Here is a 25,688-nt window from a genome sequence, read left to right on the forward strand (position 1 = left end):
TTTTATATAAAGTAAGTTCAACCCCCCCAGCCACATTGTAATGAAAGAGTTTTTAAAGTTAGCGGGTCTTACTATACAAGTATTTATTCATAACTACAGGTGATAAATTTTATGAAACACACATTAGCGCTAGCATTAACCTCTGTGGGGCTTTTGTTTAGCTCATTAACGTACGCTAAAACCGAACAAGCTATTTTAGCAGGAGGCTGTTTTTGGTGTATGGAAAGTGACTTTGAAAAACTCGAAGGTGTAACCGATGTGATCTCAGGTTTTACTGGCGGTGAAATTAAAAATCCTACTTACAATGGTAATCATCGCGGCCATTACGAAGCCGTTCTGGTTACCTACAACACTGACGTATTAAGCTATCAAGATATTTTAAACCATTACTGGGTTAACATTGATCCTTTTGACGCCAAAGGTCAGTTTTGTGATAAAGGCCCAAGCTACCGTAGCGCAATTTTTGTAGCTAATGAGCAACAACGAAAGCTAGCTCAAAAATCTAAACAAGCTGTTATTAGTGAGTTTACTAAGCAAACAGTGATAACCCCTATTCTTGATGCGAAAACCTTTTACCCGATAAAGGGCAAAGAAAGTTATCATCAAGATTACTATAAAAATAACCCTATTCGTTATAATACCTATCGCTGGCGCTGTGGCCGTGATAGCCGCCTAGAAGACATTTGGGGCGATAGAGTTACCCATTAAGTTTATTAAACCAAAAAGGCTGTAAAAAATGCAGCCTTTTTATTTATTCCCTTATCTCGCTAACTAAAAAAATTAATTTTTCAAGACGGTTAAATAGCTTTCTACAATGACGATTTCTTTTTTATAGGAAATACCATAAACGCCATTTCAAAAACAAAGCCCGCAATAATAAAAATAAATAAGCCAGTAGTGCTACCATACGAATAACACGTAATAGCGGCAATAATTAATGCAGCTAAAATCAACCATTTTATAAATATATTCATCTTTAATACCTTCGGTTCTGTTGATTTATCATGGCAAATTCCATTTAGGTAATCAGATCCTATGCATCATGATTATTCACCAAAAAAGTGTGTCTAGCGTAATTACTAGCTTATTGTTTGTCTATTAAAACGTTATAGTAAAATGTTACGGATTGTTTCTACTGAGTTTTTATTTTCAAAAACGCGCTATTTGTAGAATCTTTAATTACTAATACCTCAAGTAAGTACACCTTCGCTCACAATAATTTATTAAACATTCTAATACAAAGGTAAAATTTTTGTTGCCACAAAAGGGACTAATGGGTACTTTAAATAAATGATTAGTTTTATGAATCTAACCAATAATTAAGTACTAAATACGATTTTATACCTCAAATTTATACAGGAGATTTACCTTGCTTGATATCATCGCGCTTTTTATAAAAGTAAATGATTACAAAACATTTAATGAAGCGTCAGTAAAGTTAAATATTCCTTTGCCCACCTTACAAAGAAAAATAAAAAAACTTGAAGAAGACTTATCTTTAGCGTTGTTTTATCGTGAAAAAGGAAGTTTGCGATTAACTGAGCCTGGAAAAAGCTTTTATAGCCATTGCTTAGCTCACGTAGAGGGTTTACAAAGTACGCTGTGCAATTTTAAGAACTCTAGTGAAAATGAAGTGAGTAAAATTAAATTAATAGCGCCGCAAAACTTTATAAAGAGCGTGTACTTCTCAGGCGTTATAAATCAATTCACCCTACTTTATCCAAATATTAAGATTCATATGATGCTATCAGATGAACGTCTTGATTTAAAAGCCACCGAGTTTGATTTAGCTATTAGAATTGGAAAATTAGATAGCTCACAAAATATATGTAAAGTCATTAACCAAATGAGCTTTGTTTTAGCTTGCTCATCGAGTTTAATTAAGCAATATGGTATGCCAAGTAATTTTAACGATTTGGCTGAACTCCCCCACATATCGTGCTCGCCATTCGAAAATTGGTCTTTTAAAGCAAATAAAAATGAGAAGGTTATTTTTAAACCTCAACCTAACTTTATTTCTAACGATATAGAAATGTGTGCCTTAGCTGCTATTGAAGGAAGAGGTGTTTATTATGGCCCAAAATATTGTTTATTACCTTATATAAAAGATGAAAGCTTGGTTGAAGTATTAACACAGTACACACCCGTTAAGCGAGATGTAAACCTAATATGGCCTGATAAACTAATCCCAAAAAGTACACGCTATCTAATCGATTTTTTAGAGTACTCTCTCAAGGGGATAAAAATGTAGCTACAACAGCACTATTGCCTTAATGATTTTTTGTAATATTTAAGCAACTAATATTTTTGAAAAATCAACTTTCATTTAACACTCTATAAAAATATAGCGAGTTCTTTAGAATCAAAATCGGTCCAAAATTAGATTATTTAATTAGGGCCTAATTAAAATATGATTTTAAAGGATGTAACTTAATGAAAAAAATAATACCTCTATTGCTGTTGTCACACACAAGTTTTGTAAATGCTAATACAACTGCAATTTATCCAGATCAACTTAAAAATGAAAGCTTAGGTGCAGGAGTATGCTCAGCTGATAATAGATTAATTACAAAAGCTGAATCGCAAACTTACAGAAACGACCTTGTAAACAAAATGGGGAAGTGGCAAATAACGGGATTGGCTAACGGCTGGGTCATTATGGGCTCTGGTTACGCAGGTGAAATCAAACAAGGGACTGCTGCAAATTCTTGGTGCTACCCTACCGATCCCATTAATGAAATTCCTACTTTAAGCCCCGTAAAAGTATCGCCTGGCAGTCAAAGCCAAATTGAATGGGACTTAGTAAATCAAAAAGAGGGTTTTATAAAACCCCTTTCATACCTTGCCCATACAATGGGATTTGCGTGGGTTGGTGGAAATCGCTCAAGCTATGTTGGTGAGGACATGGAGGTGTCCAAAACGGGCTCAGGATGGAAAATACAAGGTTACAATGGTGGAAGTTGTGATGGTTACCGATGTGATGAAAAGTCAGCTATTACTGTATCTAACTTTGAATATGTGATGGATAACGAATCATATAAAATAACTGGTGATATTGTTGCTGCTGACAAAGAACTCATTAAAACGCTAACAGTCCCTGCAGTGAATGACACGTCAGCAGCTCAAATGTCAGTCGTTACCATTGAATACGATGCGGCAACCAACTGGTCTAAAACCAATGATTACAGTATTTCTGAGTCTGTTACATTATCTAATACATGGAAGTCTCCCTCTGTTACTGGTGGCTCAGACACTTCGTTATCTGTCACAATAGCAGCAGAGCAAGCATGGGGAACAAGTAATGGCGGCTCTGAAGCTGAGCGAGTTGTGGTACAAGCAAGAACCAATGTGCCAGCATTCACGAAGCTTAATGCAAAGGTCGATTTGTTTAAATCATCAATATCGTATCCTTATTCATTCGATGCTGATATTACCTACGATCTATCTATAAATGGCTTTATGCGGTGGGGAGGCAATGCTTTATTAAGCCACCCAGAAAACAGACCTAATGACACCGCTAATTTTGTGATTGGCCGCTGGGCAGGTCAAGATAAGAGCATTGAATATCAATGGGAACACCGTTACATACCAGGTGAGAATAAAAAATGGGATTGGCCTTGGATGATACAACAAACAAGCTTATCAACAATGCAATACTATTTAAGCCATGTTTTAAGACCTAAGAAAACAACCCTAACAGGTCACTTTTATGCACAAAGCCAATTTGCTGGTAGCGTTTATTTTGGTGATGAAACCCCACTTGTTACTAACCAAAGAAGTAAACGAAGTGTTTCAGCTAGTGATTACTCAAGTGCAGAAAAGTTAAAAAAAGAGTTTGAAGATGCTGGTTTTAAAAATGTAGTTGTTAATATTGAAATGATTGATTTATAACCCCCAAGGGCTTTCATACTGAGAGCCCTATTTCATACATTAAAACTAAAAGTATCATTGCCACACACCTATTTTACTCATCACTTTATTAAATAACACATACAGCTTAAACAACCTCGCCTTTAGTTTATTTAAAAATTATGCTTTGATGCATTAATAAAACTATTAATCTCTTTGGCTCTACTCAACACAAGCTCAGCACAAAGTGGTTATAAACATAAAAATAATAAGAGAAAACAATGACAAAACTTAATAACAATAGCGTAGTTATATTAAGCGCAGTGCGTACCGCTATCGGCAGCTTTGGTGGCAGCCTTAAACATTTCACGCCCGCCGAGCTAGGCACTCTATGTGCGAAAGAAGCACTAGCCAGAGCCAAGCTATCACCCAACCAAGTTGGCTCAACTGTAGTTGGTAAAGTAATTCATAACGGCTCTAAAGACGCATACCTTTCAAGAATCATTGGGCTAGATGCGGGTTTACCTATAAGCAGCCACGCTGTAACGCTTAATCGTTTATGTGGTTCTGGGCTTGAAGCAATCATACAAGCGGCACAACAAATTCAATTAGGTGATGTAGATGCAGCCCTTGCTGGCGGAGCAGAAAGCATGAGTAGCTCTGCCTACACCCTCGAAAGTAACCGCTGGGGGCAAAAAATGGGTAATAGCACTATGGTTGATGAGCTCACCACGACCTTACAAGACCCATGGGATAATAACCCGATGGGAATAACAGCTGAAAACATTGCAGAAAAATATTCAATTAGCCGTCAGCAGCAAGACGAGTACGCAGCAAAAAGCCATCATAAAGCTGCAAAAGCCATTGCTGCAGGTCATTTTAAACAGCAGATTGTGCCAATAGAAATCAAGTCGCGAAAAGGGACGCATATTTTTGACACCGACGAACATGTTCGCGCCGATACCACAGCCGATAAACTTGCATCTTTAAAGCCCTACTTTAAAAAAGATGGCACCGTTACCGCAGCAAGCTCATCAGGTATAAACGATGGTGCAGCCATGTTGGTACTTATGTCAGAGCAAAAAGCAAATGAGCAAGGCTTAAAACCGCTCGCTCGTTTAGTGGGTTATGCCAGAGCAGGCGTTGATCCTACTTTAATGGGTATCGGCCCTATTCCTGCAGTACAACAGGTATTTGAAAAAACCGACTTAACCATCGACGATATGGATGTGATTGAGTCTAACGAGGCCTTTGCAGTACAAGCACTGTGCGTTGCTAACGAGTTAAATTTCCCTGCCCATAAGGTAAACCCGAATGGTGGTGCAATTGCCTTAGGCCACCCTGTTGGCGCAACGGGTGCAATTTTATCAACTAAATGCTTGTACGAACTCAAACGAACTCAAGGCAAATATGGGCTAGTCACAATGTGTATTGGTGGCGGGCAAGGCATAGCAGCCATTTTTGAAGCGCTTTAATGAGTAAAGCTAAATCATTTTTGTAGTAATAAAGTTGATAATTGAATTGGCTAGTCACATAACTAGCCAATTCAATATTTACACCAATTAACTAAAAACGCCAAATAAGTTAAGTACAACGAGTAAAGCGCCAAATAGACCCGAAAGTGTTAATAACCAATAAAAGATACATCCAAGAAATCTATCGAATTTGGTTGTATTTTCAAATAACAACGAAGAGTGCGCATACATAAAAGAAAACTTACTTTTTTCAATTTTAAGTAACCAACGCCTTGGCAAGGAGAATGCTTGAGCAACATTTATAATATCCCAACCACTAATAACCTCTAGACCGAGTATATCTTTTGTTTTAGGGTTTTTTCTTAATTTACGTACGGTCATTTGGCCAAAAACCACATAAAGGATCCCAGAAATAATAGATGACATAATTAATATAGCGACCCAAATTTCTCTATCACTCATAATTTATTAACCTGCTCCATAATATAATCATATATCCCTTCGGCATCTTCTTTTACAATTTCGTTAACTTTCTTACGCCTAATAAAACACCACCAAATGAGATTAAAAATAATATTGGTAAAAACAGTAATGTTTGGGTGTTGTCTATATCTGTAGCTGGGCTGCCAATAACTGCAAGCGTATTAATTAACAGCAGTATTAAGCTTGATTGCAGATAGCCCTTGTAACCTATAGCCCCTGCAAACAACAGCATAATAAATGAACCTGATATTGCAGGCGTAAAAGGTGCCGCAGCGAGTAACATACAAACAAACGAAAATATAACAGCACATCCAATTATTACTTTAAACATAACAACTTCCTTGATAAATGGCTTTAAATCCACCAGCTATTTATAACTGTATTACTAAAAATTGTATTCCCCCTAAGGGCCCAAAACTAATTTTTAGTTTATTAATAACCTCAATATAAAAACTACCTATTCCCAAACTGCCGTTCACAGGGCTCTCCGTCTTTATCACCGTCCATTTTAGTATTTGGGCAATGTTGAATAAAAAATAATGCCTCTGCATACGAGGTCATTTGGCTACAATGTTGGCGGCCATCACAGCGAAATGCTTGCTGTGTTTTAGTAAGTGAGTTTGAACTAGCGGGCATAAATGACTCTAAATTAGCGTTAGTCACTACAGGTGTTTGCTTGGTATTTAAAAAACCGGTTTTATACACGCTAAAGCCAATACTAACAATAATACCAAACGTTATGAGTTTCATTAAAGGTGAGTTCTTACCTGAGGTTTTGCTTAATCTAACCGGCCTTGTTAAAGCTTTTATGTGTGGTTGTGCTAGTACGCCCTCAATACGGCAATTTACAGCTTTAGTTTTACCGTTAGGCTCAGTCGCAACCTCAAAATAGATAATGTCACCCACTTTAGGTTTACGACTCATATGTTTGAGCGACGATATGTGTATAAAGGTATCGTGTTGCAGTGTGCTTGATTTAATAAAGCCAAAGCCTTTATCGTCATTCCACGATTTTAATATTCCTTTGTTCATCCTTGAGTCGTCCATATAAGTATTGTTAATTTTACAGCCAGTACTTTTATCATGATAAAGAAAAATACTCTTTGTGTATGTTTCTTATTTCAAAAAACGATACCACTGTATATAAAAACAGTAGCCACTATTAACCTTACTCTTTATTCAACTATAAGTTACTTGTAAGTGCAAATACGCGTAATGCCGAGCCAGTGCCACCACGTATTTTAAGCGGCGGCACAATGGCAATAAACTCATAGACTTTTTCTTTAGCTAGCTCCTCAAGGAACAAGTTTTCTATTATGTAAATACCGTTATCTGCTAATAACATCATATGTACCGGAAAAACCTGAAATGAGGGTTCTGTAGCAATAGGTGGGCGTTTTTCAAAAGTAAGGGTGTCATTACCCACAACACTTGCACCAGCCTTTATTAAAAACTGTGCACCACTTACACCAACGCCTGCAGCATGTTCTGCAATATATTGCAGTGGGTTATTAGCAAAATATTGCCCCCACCCCGTTCTAATAAACACAGTATCGCCTTTTTTAATTTTTACACCTTGCGATTTTGCTGTTCTTTTTAAATGTGACGCTGTTATGTCAAAATCTGCAGCCAATGGGGTATCGTCACCGTTAATAAAGCGAGCCACATCAAGTAATACCGTTCGGTTACTCAATAAGTTTACAGGATAATGATCAATTCCTAAGTCACTCCCTACACCACTGCGTCCTATTCCTCTACGATCATTGGTCGCTTGCGCCGCATCTACTCCACCATACAGTAAACCATCTCGACCAATATGACCTAACGCATCAATAGTTGGACCTCCATGGTGACCACTCCATTGCATTATTTCGGAGGTGAATGAGAGCTGATTGTTATCACCAAATGTACCACGTGTATCAGCATGGGTTGCATTAAGTGCCATTGAGTATTTTGGGTTAACGGACGCTATTGGGGAATTTTCATCCCAATTATGAGACAGGTCATAGGTTTTGGCATGACTGACAAGAGTAATAAACTCTTCAGTTTGCTTAGATTTACTTAATTCTTTGCTATTGGTCGCTAAGCTCGAACAACTAATTAAAAAAAACATAAACGACATCAACATTGCCAGTCTCATCGTATCTCCTTATCTGTATATGTTTAACACGCTATCCAAAAAAATAGCGACTAAAATAAGCCGCTACATGCATTCTCACAATAAATACTGATCTATATTGTTCTTCTATTATAAGCGATGATTACTAATGGCCTGTTTCATAGCTCATACGAGACGTATTTGTCGTTTCATAGGTCCCATCTTTATACAAAATTAAAGCAGATGCACTATAGCTTCTGTAAGCTCTTACAGTCATATTACACGATGTACCGCCTGTGCAAGATGCATCGCCTTGCCAAATAACTTTGTTAATCGGTTTTGAAATATTCTGTAAATAGTACTTCCCTGTTGTTTGGTTACCAAAACTAAAATCTATGGTAAAGCAGTTTGATCTTCCGTTCATCGAGTTTCCACCTGAACCATTTGGATATACATCGCAAACTAGATCAGTTGCAAAAGCAGAGTTAGCTGTAAGCGCAGCACCACAAATAAATAGTGTTTTTAGTATGTTTTTCATTTTTAATCCTTAAATTTGATTATTATTCGCTCAACCGAGCATTTAAAAATTAGCATATGAAATTAAAAAGTAAACAAAAAAGGTACAAATATTTACAAAAAATTAACCGTTAGAAGTTTTATAAATTTTCGTTAAATCGCTATGGCAGTATAAAACTGGGTTTATGCCTTACATTTAGTTTTGTAAGTCATAGCTATAGTTAATTACTATTCTATTGGTTCTTTTATAACCTATGTATAAAAAACTGTGTATCCGTATATCTCACCTTTCCAAAAGCTAAACAGTCAGTTAGGCAACCTCTTTATTTTCCATCTAAAAAATGAAGTTAATAAAGCCCCCGTTTTTCCTCTCGCACTATTAGTTCTGTTTATTTAACAAGTTCAGGTGTCTAATTTATTTCAACTTAAGTGAAATAATTAAATAGTTTCACCTGTCTTGTATCTTGAGGACCTGTTGATCTTTCAGACTTAAAATTTGTTCAATCTAAGGGGGATTTAATCGCGGTGTGAGATTGTAACCTAGTGGGCTAAGTATAAACCGAGTAACAATGAATAAATTTCCCAGAGGAAGACCCCTTCGGGCAACGCTTGTTTGGTATTTATACTAGGTTATCGCCAATTTATGGGGAATAACCACACCACATAGGCCTTGCTAAAAGATCAAATAGACTGTTGCAAATTTAACCTTTAAAGATAAACAGGCCCAAGAGTGAACGCTAGTTATATAAAGTTTCATATGTTTTGTATTTTCAAAGCTACTGCATCTTTTTAAAGCGTTAAATATAAAATTATAAGAGGTATATAATGGAGTTTACGAATAAACGCACCATCCTAATTTCAGCATCTTTATTGTTGGTATTGGCTATATCACAGGCTATTTTTTCAGCCCTTTACAGTGCTGAAATTAGCTTTTCAAGGCAGTTTGCTTGGGGACTAGAAGCTCTGGTATTTACTTTGCTCGTTGCTTTTGCAGGCTCAGCTATGGTGCAAGCAAAAAACGCTCAACTAGGATGGTCGGCTATTACGTTTAGCGCGGTACTTAACATAGTTCAAGTGAGTATTGGCCTTACGTTATTTTCAACATTTGGCAAAGTTGCAGGCTCAGTAGAAGGAGCACAACCTTTAATTAATGGCGTGGTTGCTTTGTCATTCATGATTTACTACGCAGCCAAAGTATTATTAGGATTAGCGGCACTTGTTTTTGGACTGTCTTATATAGCCAGAGGCGGTAAAGCATTAGGAGGGCTTACAGCTTTTGTAGGCGTGGTTGCAATGTTAGCCAATGCCATTTTAATTACTTTTGGACGTGATGGATTTCTGCCATCAGGTGTTGCAGGTGCCTCTGGTATGATTGCAACATTACTTTTAGCGATATGTTTGATAAGTCTTAACCGTAGAAAAGGTTAAGCCTGACTATCACAAATTGATGTACTCCTTTAAATAAAGTGTAAACATTGGCGGATATTAAATGTTAATCCGTCAGTGTTTTACTTTTTAAGCATTGCAAATAATACATATACTCCCCTAATAACGGTGCAAAGGTAGCTACACCTAAAATAATTAACATTGGGCACACAACTAGCATGAACCAAATACGTTTAATTCCTTTTACAATTAATGCCTTTCATAAAAACTTTCTTTTCCTTAATTTAACTTAGAGATTAGTTAGCTAGTGAGCCACCAGCATTTTATTTCAAAAACAGCTTATAAGATTGCCGCATGAATTTGATGTCTGAAGTCAAGATTTGATCCCTTTGGTTAATATTCATTAAATCTCAAACTTCACTGTTGCACCTCAAGGCTGAGGTTTAATACGACGGCGACTAAAGCAGTCGTATAGTTAAGCGTTAAAATTGTTTCATGTTGAATATCAATTTGAATATACAACATGACCTTCTTTAATGCTTTGCACTATTTTTATATCCTTAATAGTAAGTGGTTCCACTTTTAAAGGGTTGTTACTTAAAATGACGAAATCCGCGAGCTTTCCCTCAGCTAGCGTACCTTTACTTGTTTCTTCAAAGTATTGAATAGCAGCCCATTGCGTTAATGTTTTTAACCCTTCATAAGGCGTTAAACGTTGATCCGGCCCCAATACTTTACCCGAACGCGTAATACGATTAACCGTTGCATCGAGCACTCGCATTGAGTTTGGAAATGTCACAGGGGCATCATGGTGAGAAGTAACCGTTAAACCAGCCTCAACTACATCTCGTGATGGCGAAATATAATCTGCCCTTGGGTGCCCCAAAACAGACTCTACATGCCAATCGCCCCAGTAAAAAGTGTGCATAGGAAACAACGATGGGAGGATCCCTAAATCGACTAAATCCGGGATTTGATCTTTACGTAAAGTCTGGCCGTGAATCATCACGCTACGGTGATCATCATACCCATAACTTTTTTTAGCCACTTTAATAGCTTTAATATATTGGTCAATCGCTGCATCACCATTGGTGTGAGCAATAATCTGCCATTTGTTTTTAAACGCCGTGTTTATATGTTTAATGGCCACCTCATCACTCATGATAGGATAACCTTTATAGTCCAGCGGTTTACCCTCAGGCGGCGTATGATAATGTGATGATAACCAAGCCGTTTTTCCTTGTGGTGAACCATCTAAAGTTAATTTAACACCCCCTATTCGGTATCGATTAACATAACTGCGATCTGAATTATAAAATTCGGGTTTAACAGCTGACTTATTCCAAACAATGTCAGGGTATGAAACAACATCAATGAATAGCGATTTTTCACGAGCTGCTCTTTCTAATGCCGCAGTCGCATCCGCTGTGGTGCGGCCATCTTGAGCTGTTAAATATCCATTTTTAGCATACTCCAGCTGAGCAAGCTCAATGGACCTTTGCTGTACTTCAGCATCAGATTTAGTGGCAACAATAGGCAATAATAGATTAAAAAAAGCCGCTTCTTCAAGCACGCCATTAGGACTATTGTCGGCCAAGCGCCTAATTACACCGCCTTTGGGGTCTTTGGTATCCTTTGTGTAGCCACCCACTTCTAGAGCTTTTGAATTGACACTTGCTAGATGACCCGATTGATGCATTATAAGCACTGGGTATTTAGACGAAATTTTATCTAGAACATCTTTAGTTGGATGTTGTTTTTCGCTAAGCTGCGAATCGTCATACCCATTAGCTAACACCCAACCAAATTTTCCGATAATGAATTTCCCTTCAGCAGACTCCATCCACTTTTTAGTTGTTGTCACTAAACTATTAAAATTTGCACCGGGGCCATCGGGAGGAGGTAATAAATTTGCCAATTGCGCAATTAAACCCGTATTGTACATATGGCTATGGGCATCCAAAAAACCAGGTAAAAGTGTTCTCCCTTGAAGGTCTTTGTTTTGTAGATTGTCAAACTTTTCTCTGGCCTTCGCTAAGCTGCCAAGGTAAACAATCCGCCCTTCTGACTCAACTAAAGCTTCCTCATAATGCGGCTTTTCTCCTTCCATAGTGAGGATATCTCCGCCGTAATATAAAACCGGCTCAGCTGCTAGCGCGCTTGTTCCAAAACAAAATAATACTGATGGTAATAAAAAACGTAATCGCTTTGTCATTTTATCTTCCCTGTAAATATAGCTGTAATAAATTTAGCACATGATGTTTTAAACAAAAACATAAAGTGACACCCATAATTAATATATTAAAATTGTGTCACATAGTTTACTAATCAGCTCGGGAGTAGGCTTCTCATGACTATTAAAACAAGTTTCAGCCTTAACTAAGTAAATATCGTTGTAAAACTTAAATCTCACGCACAGAAATACCCGCTCTATGTAGTTAAAGTAATTATTAGATAAATTAGACTCTATGCGAGTAGTTCTTGCAGTAGTTGATGTTTGCTCGGCGCTGCCAAGCACAAAAAGCGATTACTGAAATACTGGAACCAGCCTAATGCACTTCTACCGATTGATTTAGCCCACCATGTAGAAAAGAAAGCAAATAGAATCAAAGTGAGTGCATTATCTTTGGCTGCTTTTTCTAAGCCTTTTATATCTGAATTGCTTGCTGAATCCATTTGCTCGACGAAATCCAGCCTATTCCGAATCAGTTTAATTTAGTTTTCTAAATCAGTTTAATAGGCTTAGCGTCACTATTTGCAAGTGCATTAAAACTTAAAAATAGTAACAATATCTAAATAAATTTCATGTCCATAATCTTCCTTCAAAACCTAACGCTCTTATTAATTAGCTTGAACATGATATCTATTTGTCATCTTTTTTAGAGTCTTCTTTTTTTTGCATACTAACCCCAAATACTTTTCATAAAAACTTCCTTTTACTTTAAATTTAACTTAGAGATTAATTAGCTAGTGAGCCACCAGCATTTTATTTTAAAGCAGCTTGTAAGATTGCCGCATGAATTTGATGTCTGAAGTCAAGATTTGACCCCTTTGGTTATGTAGGCTGTCCGGCGCCAAAGGCGCGTAGTTGATTGACTTGTTAAGGTTAATCTCCGCAGCCTCTAATTGAAAATTCAGGAGAATCGAAGTCTACGTTCATCAGTAATTCCGTCCCGTACTTTTCTTTAAGGTGATGAAGCATGGGGTTATAAAGCGGTGTCAAGTAACTCTCATTCGGCTTTGAACGTGGAATATTAATGTCTGGAATATAGGCTTTCTGATTTTCTTCTTCACTAATAGGATCTACTAACGCAGCGCCAAATTCACTTACAAGTAAACTGCCCTTAATTTTGCTGTAGTTATCTGAGTAGGTGTTCAGGCAAAGCTGAAAATTAGCATTACCTTGCAGATCTTCGTAGCCAATAACAACACCGTCAATATCATCTTTTCTTCGGTATAGATCTGCATGCCTAAAAAAATAGCATGGTTTTAGAACAGGGTTGGGCTTGTTCATTTCAATAATTTGGGTTCTTCCATACAACGTGTCGATGACTTTATCTGATTTTGTCTTTGTGTTGATATCAACGCAAAATATAAAAATCAATTTATAATTATGATCATGAAAGCTTGAGGATGACCTGAGCTGTTTAGAAGCATGTCTAATTATTGTAGAAATTGTTTCATCCCTTCCTAGCGAAGCTTCTGATATAAACACGTCGCCCCTTGAAAGAGTATCCTCCTTCTTATTTATTTCACTCTCTGAGTCTGATTTTACTTTAGCCTCAATTAGAAAATTATCGCCACCAAATTTAGCCAAGAAATCTGCTTCTTTCCTGTCATTGTTTTCTGGAATTTTCGTGACACTAAAGCCCAATCCCTCCAGCAATTTCTTTGACGTGTCATCTGAATTCAAGGCCATCCTCCTAAGAAACCCTAACGCCGCCATAAGCGGCTATGTAATAGCTTGCTAAAATGTGAAGCAAAGCGGAACCGAGCAAGCTGTTACGTGTCCGTTCTTAATGGCCTTGTTATACCTTTTTAGTGAAAATATCTGCGATTTTTTTAAAGTTTATTCTCACCGCGCCCCATTTAAGCTCTCCTACACTAATTGCACCATTGAGAACTTTCAATTCATCTTGGTTTTTAATACTTTTTAATAACAATAATTCATTATCTTTTTTCTGGTTCTCAAACGCCAAGGAAGATATCGTTGCGTCTTTAAATTGAATCATTGACTCTTTCATTTGAATTTGTAATTTAAAGTTCTCTACTTGATTGGCTAAAAGCTGAAATGTAGCTTCATCAATATGCGAAGTAGTATCCGTTTCACAAGGTAAGTACTCAGAGTATGGAAGAGCAAGGTACTGATAAAAGAGCCTTTCAATTTCCTCTAATAATTCAGGAGCATCAGTTGGAGATACAATTATTGATGTTTTACCTTCTTTAATTTCAGTAGTCACATTTGCGTTTATATTTAATGTGTTAAGTAGCTCACCAAACCAAAGGATATATTGGCTACAGATTACTTCATACTCTTTTGGAAAATTAAATATTTTAACGAACGAGCTTTGCGCATCATTTTTTATTATATTTATGAGCAATTGCTCATAAATATCTTTAGCTTTGCGACTGCTAGATATTACATAGTCTATTAAGCAACCTGCTTCGATATAGATAATAACATTTACCGATGCCCAAGCGTCCGTGGTTTCTTTAAGTATCCTAGTTTTAAACCCAAAAGCTTCCAATTCAGTGCTGTATAGTTCCAAGAACTTGCCTATGACAATAGGTTTATCCCATTTTTCCCAGTCAAATGTTATTGATAACTCGATTTCGACAGGTTCACCATCACGTTGTATATCAACCCAATTTATGATTTCGAAATCATTATTAGTGTAACTAGAAAAAAACTGGAGCCCCATAGGAATTTCAGTTGCGTCACAATGTAAAACCTTGACTGCAAGTTCATCAGTAAAATCTTCAGAATAGTACGCTAATACAGATGAATCTTTATCTTGCTTTTCAATTGTTAGTAATTCAACCCCATCTTCAGAAATGGTTAGGTTATTATTTTCTTCTTTGAATTCAACTTTCACCTAAACCTCCGAAAGGTATAACGCCCTAATAATGGGCAAAAAATTGTTGGCTAAAATGTTGAGGAACGAAAACAGCCAACTGTTTTTTGTCCTTATTAATTAGCTTGTTATATGCCGTTTTATAACTTAACCAAGCAGTTTTTAAGCAAGGTTGCTGCATGAGTAAAGTTATTTAGCTGACCTTTTATTCCATATGCCCATTTGACGCCATGGAAAAAGTTATTTCTAAACCTGTACACAATTGTTAGACACGTTATTAATTGATCTTTTGCATCAGAATTTTCACCTTTAAGTACAGATAGGACTCTTTTAGGATTATCGTTAGGCCGTAAGTGCAAATTATCATAGTGATGATTTGAATTACCCTCATCGATATAGCGATTCTTAAAATAATCTAATTGCTCTTTAAACCAATCTAGCTCTACATCTAAAAGATCTATTTTTTCTGATATTTTTCTAACGGAAGCTCTTTCATCTAATTTTTGTGCTTCAAATAAAGACCATAACAAAGTAAAACGCTGCAATGCCTCATGTTCATTTTGTGATAAATCAGAAACCCCTGGTGCAACCAATTCAATATCGTCTAGATTCATAGTGAGACTCTTCTATGGCATATAGACATAATGACTCCCACACGGTGTTAGCCTCCGCTTTTCGTGGGTTAGCTTAATTCAAAGCCAGAGCCATAATTAGTTTGTCAAATAACTATACAGCAGAGGCTAACATGAATAAACATAGCATACTTTTTATCGGTCTTGATACACATAAAGAATTCAATGAAGTCGCCTATATTGAAGAACATAGAGGCGCTCAACCTGTTCATCTTGGCCAAATTCCCTCTTCAAAAGTGGCCGTTCAAAAGCTTGTTCGTCAGTTCGAATCTAAATACCCTGGCGCAACGCTACACTTTGTTTATGAAGCAGGTCCCTGTGGTTATTGGATTTATCGATTGATTACCAGCCTTGGCCATTGCTGTTATGTGGTTGCCCCGTCTCTTATTCCTAAAAAACCAGGCGAGAAGATTAAAACCGATAAACGTGATGCCCTTAAGCTCACTAAATTACTTAAATCTGAAGATTTAACACCTATTTATGTTCCCGAGCCTGAAGATGAAGCTGTACGTGATTTATCTCGCGCACGCGAAGTAGCCATGAAAGATTTAAAAGATGCTAAATATCAATTAAAAGCACTGCTGCTTCGTAATAATATTAATTACAAAGGCACTGCAAATTGGTCACAAAAGCATTTACGTTGGCTCACTGAGCTTGTGTTGCCACATCCCGCGCAGCACATCGTTTTACAAGAGTTTTTTCACACGATTAATGAACGAATAAGCCGACTTGAACGGCTAGACAATGAGCTAACACATCACGTCCATCAATGGCGATATTACCCTGTAGTAAAAGCAATACAAGCTATGCGTGGTGTTCGTTTGTTGGTCGCCACTGGCGTTGTGGCTGAGCTTGGCGATTTATCGCGATTCGACCATCCCCGCAAATTAATGAGTTACCTCGGTCTTGTACCCAGTGAACACTCGAGTGGTGGCAAACGCCATATTGGCGCCATCACAAAATGCGGGAACGGCCGAGCAAGGCGCCTTCTTGTGGAAGGTGCACATACTTATCGCTATGCAGCAAATATATCCACAGATATGCAAAAACGACAAGAAGGTTTACCAAAGGACATTATTGATATTGCGTGGAAAGCACAGCTTAGGCTCTGCAAGCGATATAAAAAAATGATAGCCAAAGGGAAACACTACAACCTTGTTGTCACTGCAATTGCCCGAGAAATGATTGCGTACATATGGGCCATTGCTAAAGAAGTGGTGCTTACGCCAGTGAATACAAAACTGAGATTGGCAAGAGTACCCGCATGATAAACGAATTAGAGTTAATGCATGGGATCAAGCATCGGGTGTGGCACAACCACCGACGGCGTTAGGATGGCAATGCAGCTAACGCTGCATTGAACCACGAACATAGACTGAAGACAGGTGCCACGACGAAATAAGTAAGGTCTGCTCTGTTACTAGAAATAGTAATAACCAACGAATATCAGCAAGATAACCGACGACATTACTTGCTTCATCCTATGTATTAACTCGCTCTAATTCGAGCTAAAGTAATTATGGCTTAAAAAGTTAGGCAAGGATCAGTGTGCTTAACTTGACAGTGGGAGTCATACCAACGCCTCGTTAAGAGGCAATAAAATAGTTGGCTAAAATTAGCGACGAAGGAGCAAAAGCCAACTGTTTTTTGTGATCTTCACCCGATAAAGTGGACACCGTCCACGTTTCAATTAACTGCCAATTCAAACTCGGCAGGTGATTTATATCCTAAACTCGAATGCAATCTCTGTCTATTGTAAAAATAATTTAGGTAAACCTTTAATTTTGATAATAGTTTACCGCTGCTCTCAAATTTATTTCCTCGAATTAAATCTGCTTTAAGCGAATGAAAGAACGACTCGACTTCTGCGTTGTCAGTACAGCACCCAGGCCTATTCATACTGGCTTTGATGTTTTTGCTAGCCAAATACTTTTGTACAACGTGAGCACGGTATTCTGCGCCTCGGTCAGTGTGAAATAATACACTCTCTGTTGGCTGTCGTTTCTTTATCGCAAGCCTTAGCGCCTTTAACGTAAGGTCTGTTGTTTTGTTTTTACCAAACGCCCAGCCGATTACTCGACGTGAATATAAGTCGATAACCACAGCAAGGTAATGCCAACGAGCGCCGACTTTTAAATACGTAATATCGCCAGACCATTGCTGATTGATCCCCGTGGCCTTTTCACTATCTTTGCGTTTGTTTTCTATCTCTTTATAAAAGAACTTCACCTTCGCCGGTTTGCTGTAAGTCTTAAGGGCTCTGGCTCTTAAACCGTTTTCTCGCATTAAGCGGGCAACACGTTTTTGGCTTGTGTTTATACCTTCTTTTTTTAGCGCATGAAATACGCGTGGGCTACCATAGGTTTGATGATTTACATTGAAAACGTGCTTTATCTTCAACAACATATTAGCATCTGACAGCGCTCTAGCTGACACTGTTCTGTCACGCCAAGCATAAAACCCACTACGCGAAACATTAAGCCAAGAACACAAGTATTTTACACCTAAGGCTTGTCCGAATTTTTGGATGAATCCAAATCGTTCTGATGTACTTCCGCCAGATACCGTTGCCACTTTTTTAGCAGGTCATTCTCCTGCTTAAGACGCTCATTTTCTTTCTTAAGCTTTTGAATGTTATCCAGCTCTTTTTTTGTTGGGAATTTACTCATTGTTTCATTGTTGCTTTGATAGCGCGGTACGTTTTTAAACTTACCTTCTCGATACTCTTTTCGCCAACGACTCAGCATTAACGGATGAATATTTAGCGCCTCGGCAACGTCCTTTGACATGACATCGTCTCGTAAGCTTAGTTCGACTGCTTTGATTTTAAAATTAACTGGGTAAAACCATGTCTTTCTAGGTTGGGTATATCTAGGCATTTTAGCCTCCTCAAAGTAATGAGGAGGTGTCCACTAAAACGGGTGAGGAGCATTGTCCTTTTAAACGACTTGTTAGGTGCTATTTATGATTACCTATAAACAAGCTATAACTCCGACTCCTGATGCAATACCTACGCATAAAAGCACAAAGCCAATTACACCCAGCCAAAACCGTCTATTTATTTGTTTTTCTATAGCATTTTCAATGGCATCGGGAAGCTCTAGAGAAACAAGTTTTCTTACAGGTAAGTACCCAAAAACGAATATAGATGCGGATAGAATAAATAATAAAATAGGAAGTAGCCAAATTGGGCTTACAATACTAGATATTAACGTATCTTTAGGTATGAATAACTTGAGTAAGCCAATATATGCTGGAATAGCAGCAATTGAAAAGCTAATCATAGATTTACAAAATTCACGACCTGTTTCTATTGATTCGCTTAATAATCGACTTCCAGCGTTCAAAATAGCTTCAGTGTGTGGAGTAATAGGTTTTACGTCTTCTACTTCAAAACTTGCCATTAATTAACCACACTTTCTCTAACTATTACATCATTGATTATTTCACCAAACCCATATTCCATTTTGATGACAGCTTGAAATTTAGTTTTCTTATCAGGGCAAACAAAAGCTCGTTTAAATTGCTTTATTTCTCGCAAAGATGTACCCATATCTGACGTCATTTGATAGAGAACAAAAGACCTATCTACATTTATAGAGTACTCGTGTTTTTCCCTGCATAAAGGGCAAGTTATTTTTAGTTTTTCGTCTTCCATTACTACTCCAAAATAATAATTGGCTGCTAAATTGATTTAGCACCTAACAACTTTGTCTACGACATTTGTCGTTTTATAAACCGACAAATGTCCGTATATTACATTGCATTTATCTTAGCCCTCAAATAAACACCTGTAAACAACTAGTTAACTACAGCTCATACTTCATAAATGAAGAGATACCCCAAAATGGTGGAGATCAGTAATATTAGACAAAACACCACTACTGTATAAACAAACAGTATCGCTAAATATGCCATTTTTCGCTTATAAAACATTCAGCTCACTGGCTGGTAATTTAGCTAGGTGGTTTTAATTTTTGCTGCTGTTGATTATGATGTGCGTATTCCCTGCCTTTTTAAATCCATTAAGGTTTTTCAGTCATTTTATTAAGGATTATTTCATGTCTAGCTATAACGAATCTCCAGAGCAAATTGCACAGGCCACTGAGGGTTATGTGATGCAGCAAACCATGTTGCGTATTAAAGATCCAAAACCGTCGCTGGCATTTTATGAAAATGTATTGGGTATGAAGCTGTTAGGAAAGTACGACTTTCCTGGTATGGAGTTTACTTTGTACTTTTTAGGCTATGAGCAAGATATGCCTAAAGGCGATGATAAAGAAAAAACTCAATGGGTGTTTCGCCGCCCTGCGCTGATTGAACTTACCCATAACTGGGGTACTGAAAACGACGACAGCTTTAGCGGTTATCACAGTGGTAATGAAGAACCAAAAGGATTTGGCCATATTGGTATAAGCGTGCCCGATGTATACGCTGCCTGTGAGCGCTTTGCTAAGTACGATGTGGAGTTTGTAAAACAGCCAGATGGCGGCTCAATGAAGGGTCTTGCCTTTATTAAAGACCCTGATGGTTACTGGATTGAAATACTTTCGCCAGAGGGCATTACAGACATTATTCAATCGCAATAAAACCTATTAAACATAAAAAAGCCTGCAAATGCAGGCTTTTTGTTTACAAGTACTGTGAAAAACTTGAATTTTTTAACGTCGTAGTGCATCTATACGTGCATCAAGCGGTGGGTGAGATGAAAACAACTCAGCCATGCCTTTACCACTTGCGATACCAAAGGCCATCATTGAGCCTTCTAATTGCGATGGGTGGTTTTGCTTTAATCGCTCAAGGGCTGAACGCATTTTGTCTGCGCCTACTAACTGAGCTGCACCGTTGTCGGCTGCAAATTCACGTTTGCGGCTGTAATGGGCAACCACCACACTTGCTAGTACACCAAATAATACTTGGAATAACATATCGAATAAGAAGTAAGTCCAGCTGCTGCCGCCCTCTTCTTCATCGCTATTTATAAAATTATCTACAATGCCCGCCAACACTTTTGCGGCAAAAATAACAAAGGTATTAACGACACCTTGAATAAGCGTTAGCGTTACCATGTCGCCATTAGCCACATGCGATACTTCGTGCGCAAGCACAGCTTCGGCTTGATCTTGGCTCATGTTATGTAATAAACCCGTGCTTACCGCCACCAGCGAGTTATTTTTACTCGGGCCGGTTGCAAAAGCGTTCATTTCTGGGCTGTCGTAAATAGCCACTTCAGGCATATTAATACCGGCTTTTTTAGCTTGCGCGGCAACCGTGTTCATTAACCACTGCTCGGTTTCGTTACTTGGTTTTGTAATAACCTGCGCACCGGTTGATTTTTTCGCCATCCATTTCGACATATACAAAGAAATAAATGACCCACCAAAACCAAATACAGCAGCTATTAATAAAATACCACCCAGGCTACGATGGCTTAAGCCCAGCGCACTCATTATGATTGAAAGCACAACACCTAATACCAACATAACCGCGAGGTTAGTTAATAAAAACAAAAATACACGTTTCATACATGGTCTCCAAAAATAACATTTATTGCTGAGCGATTTCTTTTTGTTGATCGGCCATAGCAATTACTGCGTCATGACACACTATGTCATAACGTCAACGCTATTTTGTGACAAACTATGTCATAACGCAAGGGATATTTTTAAAGTTTTATATATATTTAATTAAGTTAAGCTTTTTAGGTTTTTTCTGTTTAACAGTAAAAATGCACTTATAAAAACAATATAATTCAATACGTTATTTTATTTTTATACTATACGCTTTTATATATACCGTGATTCACATTTGCCATATCTGTGGGGAAGCCTCGCTCTTTTGCAAGTACTTGTGCAATTTTACTTATATCTTCATTACAACTGTTCTTAAGGTAGGCCCATTGGTGATGCTTAAGGTGGTTATTACTGTCGTGTTCTGTGCAAATTAAACCAAGCTTTATAAATTCAGCTACTATTTCGTCAGCAGCGATCAAAGTTGATGACGCTTTTACATTTTCGGCTCGTGCGTAGCTAATATGCGAATATAAGCTTACGTCTGCAACGCGCAAGGTGTCGTCTTCGCCTGGGATCTGTTGGCCGCCAAACAAGGCATTGTTTTGCGTATTAGCGTTTTTAAATGCTGGTACAAACTCAGCCACATAATCAATCGCTTTTTGACCACGTGCTTTTAGCACCTGCCGATCCCAACCATTATTTATATAATTCAAGTACTTAGTAGGCAGTTGTGGCTGTGCCGTTTGCTCGACTGTATCTGCTAGGCCATCGTTAAACAAGGTAATTGAGTTAGTCATACCATGAATTTGATAATAGCCATTAGTGTACGGCGTTAATTGTGCCATGCCCTCGGGTGTGCCTCGGTTACCATAAATAATAATTTCGGGTATTTTCCCGCCAGCGCCTTGCCAGTGTGCAATGTATGAGGCTTTAAATTCGACCATACGCTTGGGCTTTACGCCTACCATGTCATCAACAATACCGGTTTGAAAGCCACAGGCGTTTATAAGGTAATCTACTTCTGCTGTTTGGGTCTTGTTGCTTTGGTTGTTTTGATATTCAATTTTCCATTTTGGCATTTGATTTTTAGCACTACTTTGCTCAACTTTGCTGACTTGCTTTACCTCTGTGCTGGTAAGCACGTTAGCGTGTTCGTACTGGGCAAGCGCAAGCTGTGCACTTGCTGATAATCTAAATATATTCCAACCGTATTCTTGAACAACAATAAGTGGGTATTTTACTTTGTTTAAGTTTAAATGCTTAGCAACGGGGATCATCCACTCATCTAGCGTTTTAGGCTCAGTAACCTGCTCTTTTTTACTCAAGGTTATCATTTGCTCATGGCTATAAAGCTGATAGTAATTATCAGGCTCGCCAAGAACTTTATTATTATGATCTTGTTCAATTAAGTCTTTATATGCGTTAGTAAGCTTGTCTAACCTTGGCAGTAAATCATCCGGTGAATCATCATCACGCGTTGGCACAGCAAATACAGTTGGGCGTACATCTATGCTGTAAGGATATAGTCGTAAAATATCAATACATTGTTTAAGTAAATCTATACAGTCTTGATCTGGAATTTCACGGTATAAATTACCACCGGCGTGCAGATGACACATAGGAGGGCCGTCAATAAGTGACTTTTTTTTCTCAAATATAGTCGTTTTTATGCCCAATGCCGCAAGGCGAATCGCAATTGTTGCCCCTGCAGTTCCCCCACCTAAAATACCTACATGGGTTTTAGGCAGAGCACTTTTTGCTAGATCTGATTCGGCCTTAACCTGCGTACTATAAGCGTAGTTCTTAATAAATGGGTGGGTCATGGTATTTGTTATTTCCTTAGTAACAATAGCACTGTGTAATTAGCGTTATATATGCATACAAGGTGTGTATTTCAAGGCGCTAAACATATTTATTAAACCGGTGTATTTAATATATAAACTGCTTTGTATATTTATAAAATTACAAAGCAGTATAGTTTAGGCATTTATAGCAAGTGCAGTAAGCAGGGTTTTATAAATTTGTAATTTAGGGGTTTGCTCGGTATAGGGGCTTATAGCAAGCAACGGGAATGGTAAACGTGTTTTAAGCGAATCTAGATTTGCTTGGTATTCATCCATGGTGAAATCAACTTGGTTAGCAATCCAGCCAATGCAATTAACACCCATACTTTGCATATGTGCTGCAGTGAGTAATGCATGATTAATACAGCCTAGTTTCATCCCTACCACTAATATTACCGGTAGTTGCTCTGCTTTTACCCAGTCGTATAAATATTCGTTATTATTAATTGGCAATGCCCAGCCGCCCGCACCTTCTGTTAGCAGGTAGTCTGCACCTTGTTGCTTCACATTTTTATAAGCGGTACGTAGCTTTTCAACGCTTAGGGTTACTCCCACTTGCTCTGCTGCAATGTGCGGAGCTATGGCGGGCTCAAAAGCAAACGGATTAATTATGTCGTATTTAGCACTCACAGTTGCGCTTTCCATTAGCATTAAGGCATCGGCATTCACAAGCTGTTCAAACGCAAGTTCACACCCTGATGCAATCGGTTTAAAACCTATTGCACGCTGCTTATGTTGGGCGAGTAATTTTAATAGCAAACTAGTTACGTGGGTTTTACCAGCGTCGGTATCGGTACCGGTAATAAAAAATTGCTGCATTGCCTTACCTTTAAATTTTTGCTTTTTCTAATGATAACAATACCACATGGTAAGATACATGGGCTTGGTTGTTTATAAGCGGATACGCCGCACATACTTTTTGTAGCGCCGATTTAGTTAATAGACCAGGGCGTTGGCTTGCTTTATTTTTCGACGTTGCACCAATGGCTTTAATTGAACTAATCGCTTTAAGGGGGCTGGTAAACTCATCGGTATAAATAACCTCTGTCGCGTTATTAATAATAAACCCAGCCCTTTTGACCGATTGGTTTATATTATCGCTACTTAAAAAGTTATTAATGTGGCTATGCGAATCGAGCGTGGCAAACGCCGTTTTTATTTCATGTAGTGAGCCTTCAACCACCATACTTATGTACGCCTGCCCGCCAGGCTTTAAAGCTGAATGTAATGAATACATTAGCATTTCAAAATTAGCCGACCACTGCATCGCAAAATTACTAAATACCACATCAATACTATTTTGTTGAAATGGTAAGTTATCCATGTCGGCGCAAATACGCGGGGCGTTTACTGCACTATTTTTAAGCATGGTAAGGCTTAAATCCATGGCAATTACCTGTTTATATATTCCTTGTAACTCTTCGGTATTCACTAACGGCCCCGCGCCTAAATCAACACAGTGTTTGTGCTTTGTGCTCACATCAAGCTTAATGAGTTTAATTAAATCAATTGCGGCTTGTTTTTGCACATGTGCGTGGGCTACATATTGGCTTGCCGCCGTTGAAAACTTGCGTTGCGTTACCTGCTTTAAACTATTAACAGCTAAACAAGCTAACGGTGACTTTATACGCGAGTTCGTATTTGCAGCGTGTGCGCTTATCATGCAATGGCCTTTTTTAAACAATTTACCAATGTTGTAATATCTTGCTCGGTATGGGCGGCGGTTAAAATAACGCGTAGCCTTGAGGTATTATGCTGCACCGTGGGCGGACGAATAGCGGTTAGCCAAATCCCCTGTTGTTTGAGCTGCTCACAGGCTTTTAAAGTCTGTTCGGCACACCCTAAAACTAAGGGTTGAATGGCAGTGGTCGAATCCATTAAGGCAATTTTGTGCTCATTGGCTAAACGTTTAAATAAAGCAATATTGGCGTTTAATTTTGCTCGCTTGTCGTTAGCATCACGTATGGTTTTAATTCTTGATAATGTATGCGAAGCAATAAAAGGCGACATTGCGGTCGAATAAGTGTAATCGCGGTTAAACTGCAGCATGTAATCAATAAATTCACTCGAACCTAATACACACGCCCCGCTACTTGCCACCGTTTTACCAAAGGTGATCACTAAAATATCTGGCAAATTCTCTGCCGCTATAAGTGGCTCACAGCTCCCCAAACCCGATTTACCCAGTACGCCAAAGCCATGCGCATCGTCTATCATTAACCAGGCGTTATGTGCTTTAGCTAAACTCAGTAACTCAATTAAAGGTGCTTGGTCGCCATCCATCGAGAATACACCCTCACTCACGATCAATTTATACTTAGCATTGGACTTTTCGAGCCGTGAACGTAAATGATTCATGTCGTTATGGTTAAAGCGTACAAGTGCCGCGTTTGCATGCAGTGCACCGTCGATTAAGCTCGCATGATTAAGTTTATCCTGAAAAATCGCACTTTGCTGAGCAATGGCTTTATCTTGAAATAGCGCTTTTATAACACTGCTATTAGCACTAAAGCCCGAATTAAACAGCATGGCATTTTTATAGCCCAACTGAGCACATAAGTATTTTTCGAGCTGTTGCTGCGCACCTTGATAGCCTGTTACTAAAGCAGAGCTATGACTTCCTAGGCTCTGCATGCCATCAAGCAAAGTGGGTTCATCGGCAAAGCCTAGGTAGTCGTTACTGGCAAAGTTAAGATAGCGTTTATTATCAACTATAATTTCACGCGCACTGGCTTGCTCAATAACATAACGCTTGCGGTTAAGCGCGCTTTGCTGGCGCGCTTGTAAATGGCTATTTATAAAATCAAATGACATAGC

General features: G+C 38.2%; 26 protein-coding genes. 7 read left to right on the forward strand and 19 right to left on the reverse strand.

Translation table 11 applies throughout. From position 1 onward, the window contains the following. The first annotated feature begins 111 nt into the window (after positions 1-111). Positions 112-708 carry a peptide-methionine (S)-S-oxide reductase MsrA gene (msrA, locus tag FLM47_RS07930; RefSeq protein WP_178956094.1) on the forward strand — a complete coding sequence of 199 codons (597 nt, stop codon included), beginning with the start codon at positions 112-114 and terminating at the stop codon, positions 706-708. Between the two features lie 101 nt (positions 709-809). Here the strand turns inward: msrA and FLM47_RS07935 are convergent, their stop codons facing one another. Further along, positions 810-974 carry a hypothetical protein gene (locus tag FLM47_RS07935; RefSeq protein ID WP_171039595.1) on the reverse strand — a complete coding sequence of 55 codons (165 nt, stop codon included), beginning with the start codon at positions 972-974 and terminating at the stop codon, positions 810-812. 395 nt (positions 975-1,369) lie between these two features. Between FLM47_RS07935 and FLM47_RS07940 the strand changes: the two genes are divergently transcribed. The 3 genes from FLM47_RS07940 (at position 1,370) to bktB (ending at position 5,324) form a co-directional block, all read left to right on the forward strand. Continuing rightward, positions 1,370-2,251 carry a LysR family transcriptional regulator gene (locus FLM47_RS07940; RefSeq protein ID WP_138606173.1) on the forward strand — a complete coding sequence of 294 codons (882 nt, stop codon included), beginning with the start codon at positions 1,370-1,372 and terminating at the stop codon, positions 2,249-2,251. 182 nt (positions 2,252-2,433) lie between these two features. Continuing rightward, positions 2,434-3,891 carry an aerolysin family beta-barrel pore-forming toxin gene (locus tag FLM47_RS07945; protein ID WP_178956095.1) on the forward strand — a complete coding sequence of 486 codons (1,458 nt, stop codon included), beginning with the start codon at positions 2,434-2,436 and terminating at the stop codon, positions 3,889-3,891. Positions 3,892-4,130: 239 nt separating this feature from the next. Beyond that, a complete protein-coding gene (gene bktB / locus FLM47_RS07950) occupies positions 4,131-5,324 on the forward strand; it encodes a beta-ketothiolase BktB (RefSeq protein ID WP_178956096.1) in 1,194 nt (397 codons plus the stop codon). Between the two features lie 87 nt (positions 5,325-5,411). On the opposite strand, the gene FLM47_RS07955 is transcribed toward bktB, so the two are convergent. From FLM47_RS07955 to FLM47_RS07975, 5 genes are all read right to left on the reverse strand, one after another. Further along, positions 5,412-5,786 (reverse strand): hypothetical protein, encoded by a 375-nt coding sequence (locus FLM47_RS07955; protein WP_008113868.1) that lies wholly within the window; start codon positions 5,784-5,786, stop codon positions 5,412-5,414. A 52-nt stretch (positions 5,787-5,838) separates the two neighbouring features. Beyond that, the gene (locus FLM47_RS07960) at positions 5,839-6,138 is read right to left on the reverse strand and encodes a DUF6419 family natural product biosynthesis protein (RefSeq protein WP_178956097.1); all 300 of its coding nucleotides are present in this window, start codon (positions 6,136-6,138) and stop codon (positions 5,839-5,841) included. A 122-nt stretch (positions 6,139-6,260) separates the two neighbouring features. Then, positions 6,261-6,839, reverse strand: a complete 579-nt coding sequence (locus tag FLM47_RS07965) for a cold shock domain-containing protein (RefSeq protein WP_178956098.1) — start codon at positions 6,837-6,839, stop codon at positions 6,261-6,263. A gap of 151 nt (positions 6,840-6,990) precedes the next feature. After that, positions 6,991-7,947, reverse strand: coding sequence for a cyclase family protein (locus FLM47_RS07970; protein ID WP_178956099.1), 957 nt, complete (start codon positions 7,945-7,947; stop codon positions 6,991-6,993). A gap of 124 nt (positions 7,948-8,071) precedes the next feature. Continuing rightward, complete coding sequence (locus FLM47_RS07975) at positions 8,072-8,443, reverse strand: hypothetical protein (protein ID WP_138606163.1); 372 nt, start codon at positions 8,441-8,443, stop codon at positions 8,072-8,074. Positions 8,444-9,246: 803 nt separating this feature from the next. Between FLM47_RS07975 and FLM47_RS07980 the strand changes: the two genes are divergently transcribed. Next, complete coding sequence (locus tag FLM47_RS07980; protein ID WP_178956100.1) at positions 9,247-9,849, forward strand: thiamine biosynthesis protein ThiC; 603 nt, start codon at positions 9,247-9,249, stop codon at positions 9,847-9,849. 463 nt (positions 9,850-10,312) lie between these two features. Here FLM47_RS07980 and FLM47_RS07985 read toward each other — a convergent pair whose 3' ends face one another. From FLM47_RS07985 to FLM47_RS08005, 5 genes are all read right to left on the reverse strand, one after another. Further along, a complete protein-coding gene (locus FLM47_RS07985) occupies positions 10,313-12,022 on the reverse strand; it encodes an amidohydrolase (RefSeq protein ID WP_178956101.1) in 1,710 nt (569 codons plus the stop codon). Between the two features lie 251 nt (positions 12,023-12,273). Further along, complete coding sequence (locus FLM47_RS07990) at positions 12,274-12,483, reverse strand: hypothetical protein (RefSeq protein ID WP_178956102.1); 210 nt, start codon at positions 12,481-12,483, stop codon at positions 12,274-12,276. A gap of 430 nt (positions 12,484-12,913) precedes the next feature. After that, a complete protein-coding gene (locus tag FLM47_RS07995; protein ID WP_178956103.1) occupies positions 12,914-13,720 on the reverse strand; it encodes a hypothetical protein in 807 nt (268 codons plus the stop codon). Positions 13,721-13,835: 115 nt separating this feature from the next. After that, positions 13,836-14,903, reverse strand: a complete 1,068-nt coding sequence (locus tag FLM47_RS08000) for a hypothetical protein (protein WP_178956104.1) — start codon at positions 14,901-14,903, stop codon at positions 13,836-13,838. Positions 14,904-15,022: 119 nt separating this feature from the next. Further along, complete coding sequence (locus tag FLM47_RS08005) at positions 15,023-15,496, reverse strand: hypothetical protein (RefSeq protein ID WP_178954436.1); 474 nt, start codon at positions 15,494-15,496, stop codon at positions 15,023-15,025. A 131-nt stretch (positions 15,497-15,627) separates the two neighbouring features. Between FLM47_RS08005 and FLM47_RS08010 the strand changes: the two genes are divergently transcribed. Further along, positions 15,628-16,782, forward strand: coding sequence for an IS110 family transposase (locus FLM47_RS08010; protein WP_178956105.1), 1,155 nt, complete (start codon positions 15,628-15,630; stop codon positions 16,780-16,782). A gap of 418 nt (positions 16,783-17,200) precedes the next feature. Here FLM47_RS08010 and FLM47_RS08015 read toward each other — a convergent pair. The 3 genes from FLM47_RS08015 to FLM47_RS08025 all read right to left on the reverse strand — a co-directional run bounded on the left by FLM47_RS08015 (position 17,201) and on the right by FLM47_RS08025 (position 19,172). Next, positions 17,201-18,393, reverse strand: a protein-coding gene (locus FLM47_RS08015; RefSeq protein WP_178956106.1) for an IS3 family transposase whose coding sequence is annotated in 2 segments (ribosomal slippage) — positions 17,201-18,085 and positions 18,088-18,393 — 1,191 coding nt in all. Because the reading frame shifts where the segments join, the coding sequence is not laid out codon by codon here. A gap of 93 nt (positions 18,394-18,486) precedes the next feature. Continuing rightward, positions 18,487-18,918: a hypothetical protein gene (locus FLM47_RS08020; protein WP_178956107.1), complete on the reverse strand. Its 432-nt coding sequence runs from the start codon at positions 18,916-18,918 to the stop codon at positions 18,487-18,489. Continuing rightward, on the reverse strand, positions 18,918-19,172 hold the full coding sequence (locus FLM47_RS08025) for a hypothetical protein (RefSeq protein ID WP_178956108.1): 255 nt from the start codon (positions 19,170-19,172) through the stop codon (positions 18,918-18,920). Before FLM47_RS08025 ends, FLM47_RS08020 begins: the two co-directional genes overlap by 1 nt. Positions 19,173-19,575: 403 nt before the next feature. Between FLM47_RS08025 and gloA the strand changes: the two genes are divergently transcribed. Next, positions 19,576-20,103, forward strand: a complete 528-nt coding sequence (gene gloA / locus FLM47_RS08030) for a lactoylglutathione lyase (RefSeq protein ID WP_076918687.1) — start codon at positions 19,576-19,578, stop codon at positions 20,101-20,103. 72 nt (positions 20,104-20,175) lie between these two features. Here the strand turns inward: gloA and htpX are convergent, their stop codons facing one another. The 5 genes from htpX to FLM47_RS08055 all read right to left on the reverse strand — a co-directional run bounded on the left by htpX (position 20,176) and on the right by FLM47_RS08055 (position 25,685). Then, positions 20,176-21,039, reverse strand: coding sequence for a protease HtpX (htpX, locus tag FLM47_RS08035; RefSeq protein WP_178956109.1), 864 nt, complete (start codon positions 21,037-21,039; stop codon positions 20,176-20,178). A gap of 251 nt (positions 21,040-21,290) precedes the next feature. After that, on the reverse strand, positions 21,291-22,850 hold the full coding sequence (locus FLM47_RS08040; protein WP_178956110.1) for an FAD-dependent oxidoreductase: 1,560 nt from the start codon (positions 22,848-22,850) through the stop codon (positions 21,291-21,293). Positions 22,851-23,006: 156 nt separating this feature from the next. Continuing rightward, complete coding sequence (gene bioD / locus FLM47_RS08045) at positions 23,007-23,690, reverse strand: dethiobiotin synthase (protein WP_178956111.1); 684 nt, start codon at positions 23,688-23,690, stop codon at positions 23,007-23,009. Between the two features lie 10 nt (positions 23,691-23,700). Then, the gene (locus tag FLM47_RS08050) at positions 23,701-24,534 is read right to left on the reverse strand and encodes a methyltransferase domain-containing protein (RefSeq protein WP_178956112.1); all 834 of its coding nucleotides are present in this window, start codon (positions 24,532-24,534) and stop codon (positions 23,701-23,703) included. Further along, positions 24,531-25,685 (reverse strand): 8-amino-7-oxononanoate synthase, encoded by a 1,155-nt coding sequence (locus FLM47_RS08055; protein WP_178956113.1) that lies wholly within the window; start codon positions 25,683-25,685, stop codon positions 24,531-24,533. Before FLM47_RS08055 ends, FLM47_RS08050 begins: the two co-directional genes overlap by 4 nt. Between the last annotated feature and the right edge of the window lie 3 nt (positions 25,686-25,688).

Origin of the sequence: Pseudoalteromonas sp. Scap06, assembly GCF_013394165.1 — a bacterium.
GTDB lineage: Bacteria > Pseudomonadota > Gammaproteobacteria > Enterobacterales > Alteromonadaceae > Pseudoalteromonas.

Excerpts from the sequence above, each read along its gene's own strand:
- msrA (WP_178956094.1), top strand. The coding sequence starts at position 112 with ATGAAACACACATTAGCGCTAGCATTAACCTCTGTGGGGCTTTTGTTT.
- FLM47_RS07935 (WP_171039595.1), bottom strand. The coding sequence starts at position 974 with ATGAATATATTTATAAAATGGTTGATTTTAGCTGCATTAATTATTGCC.
- FLM47_RS07945 (WP_178956095.1), top strand. The coding sequence starts at position 2,434 with ATGAAAAAAATAATACCTCTATTGCTGTTGTCACACACAAGTTTTGTA.
- bktB (WP_178956096.1), top strand. The coding sequence starts at position 4,131 with ATGACAAAACTTAATAACAATAGCGTAGTTATATTAAGCGCAGTGCGT.
- FLM47_RS07955 (WP_008113868.1), bottom strand. The coding sequence starts at position 5,786 with ATGAGTGATAGAGAAATTTGGGTCGCTATATTAATTATGTCATCTATT.
- FLM47_RS07960 (WP_178956097.1), bottom strand. The coding sequence starts at position 6,138 with ATGTTTAAAGTAATAATTGGATGTGCTGTTATATTTTCGTTTGTTTGT.
- FLM47_RS07965 (WP_178956098.1), bottom strand. The coding sequence starts at position 6,839 with ATGAACAAAGGAATATTAAAATCGTGGAATGACGATAAAGGCTTTGGC.
- FLM47_RS07970 (WP_178956099.1), bottom strand. The coding sequence starts at position 7,947 with ATGAGACTGGCAATGTTGATGTCGTTTATGTTTTTTTTAATTAGTTGT.
- FLM47_RS07975 (WP_138606163.1), bottom strand. The coding sequence starts at position 8,443 with ATGAAAAACATACTAAAAACACTATTTATTTGTGGTGCTGCGCTTACA.
- FLM47_RS07980 (WP_178956100.1), top strand. The coding sequence starts at position 9,247 with ATGGAGTTTACGAATAAACGCACCATCCTAATTTCAGCATCTTTATTG.
- FLM47_RS07985 (WP_178956101.1), bottom strand. The coding sequence starts at position 12,022 with ATGACAAAGCGATTACGTTTTTTATTACCATCAGTATTATTTTGTTTT.
- FLM47_RS07990 (WP_178956102.1), bottom strand. The coding sequence starts at position 12,483 with ATGGATTCAGCAAGCAATTCAGATATAAAAGGCTTAGAAAAAGCAGCC.
- FLM47_RS08005 (WP_178954436.1), bottom strand. The coding sequence starts at position 15,496 with ATGAATCTAGACGATATTGAATTGGTTGCACCAGGGGTTTCTGATTTA.
- FLM47_RS08010 (WP_178956105.1), top strand. The coding sequence starts at position 15,628 with ATGAATAAACATAGCATACTTTTTATCGGTCTTGATACACATAAAGAA.
- FLM47_RS08020 (WP_178956107.1), bottom strand. The coding sequence starts at position 18,918 with ATGGCAAGTTTTGAAGTAGAAGACGTAAAACCTATTACTCCACACACT.
- FLM47_RS08025 (WP_178956108.1), bottom strand. The coding sequence starts at position 19,172 with ATGGAAGACGAAAAACTAAAAATAACTTGCCCTTTATGCAGGGAAAAA.
- gloA (WP_076918687.1), top strand. The coding sequence starts at position 19,576 with ATGTCTAGCTATAACGAATCTCCAGAGCAAATTGCACAGGCCACTGAG.
- htpX (WP_178956109.1), bottom strand. The coding sequence starts at position 21,039 with ATGAAACGTGTATTTTTGTTTTTATTAACTAACCTCGCGGTTATGTTG.
- FLM47_RS08040 (WP_178956110.1), bottom strand. The coding sequence starts at position 22,850 with ATGACCCACCCATTTATTAAGAACTACGCTTATAGTACGCAGGTTAAG.
- bioD (WP_178956111.1), bottom strand. The coding sequence starts at position 23,690 with ATGCAGCAATTTTTTATTACCGGTACCGATACCGACGCTGGTAAAACC.
- FLM47_RS08050 (WP_178956112.1), bottom strand. The coding sequence starts at position 24,534 with ATGATAAGCGCACACGCTGCAAATACGAACTCGCGTATAAAGTCACCG.
- FLM47_RS08055 (WP_178956113.1), bottom strand. The coding sequence starts at position 25,685 with ATGTCATTTGATTTTATAAATAGCCATTTACAAGCGCGCCAGCAAAGC.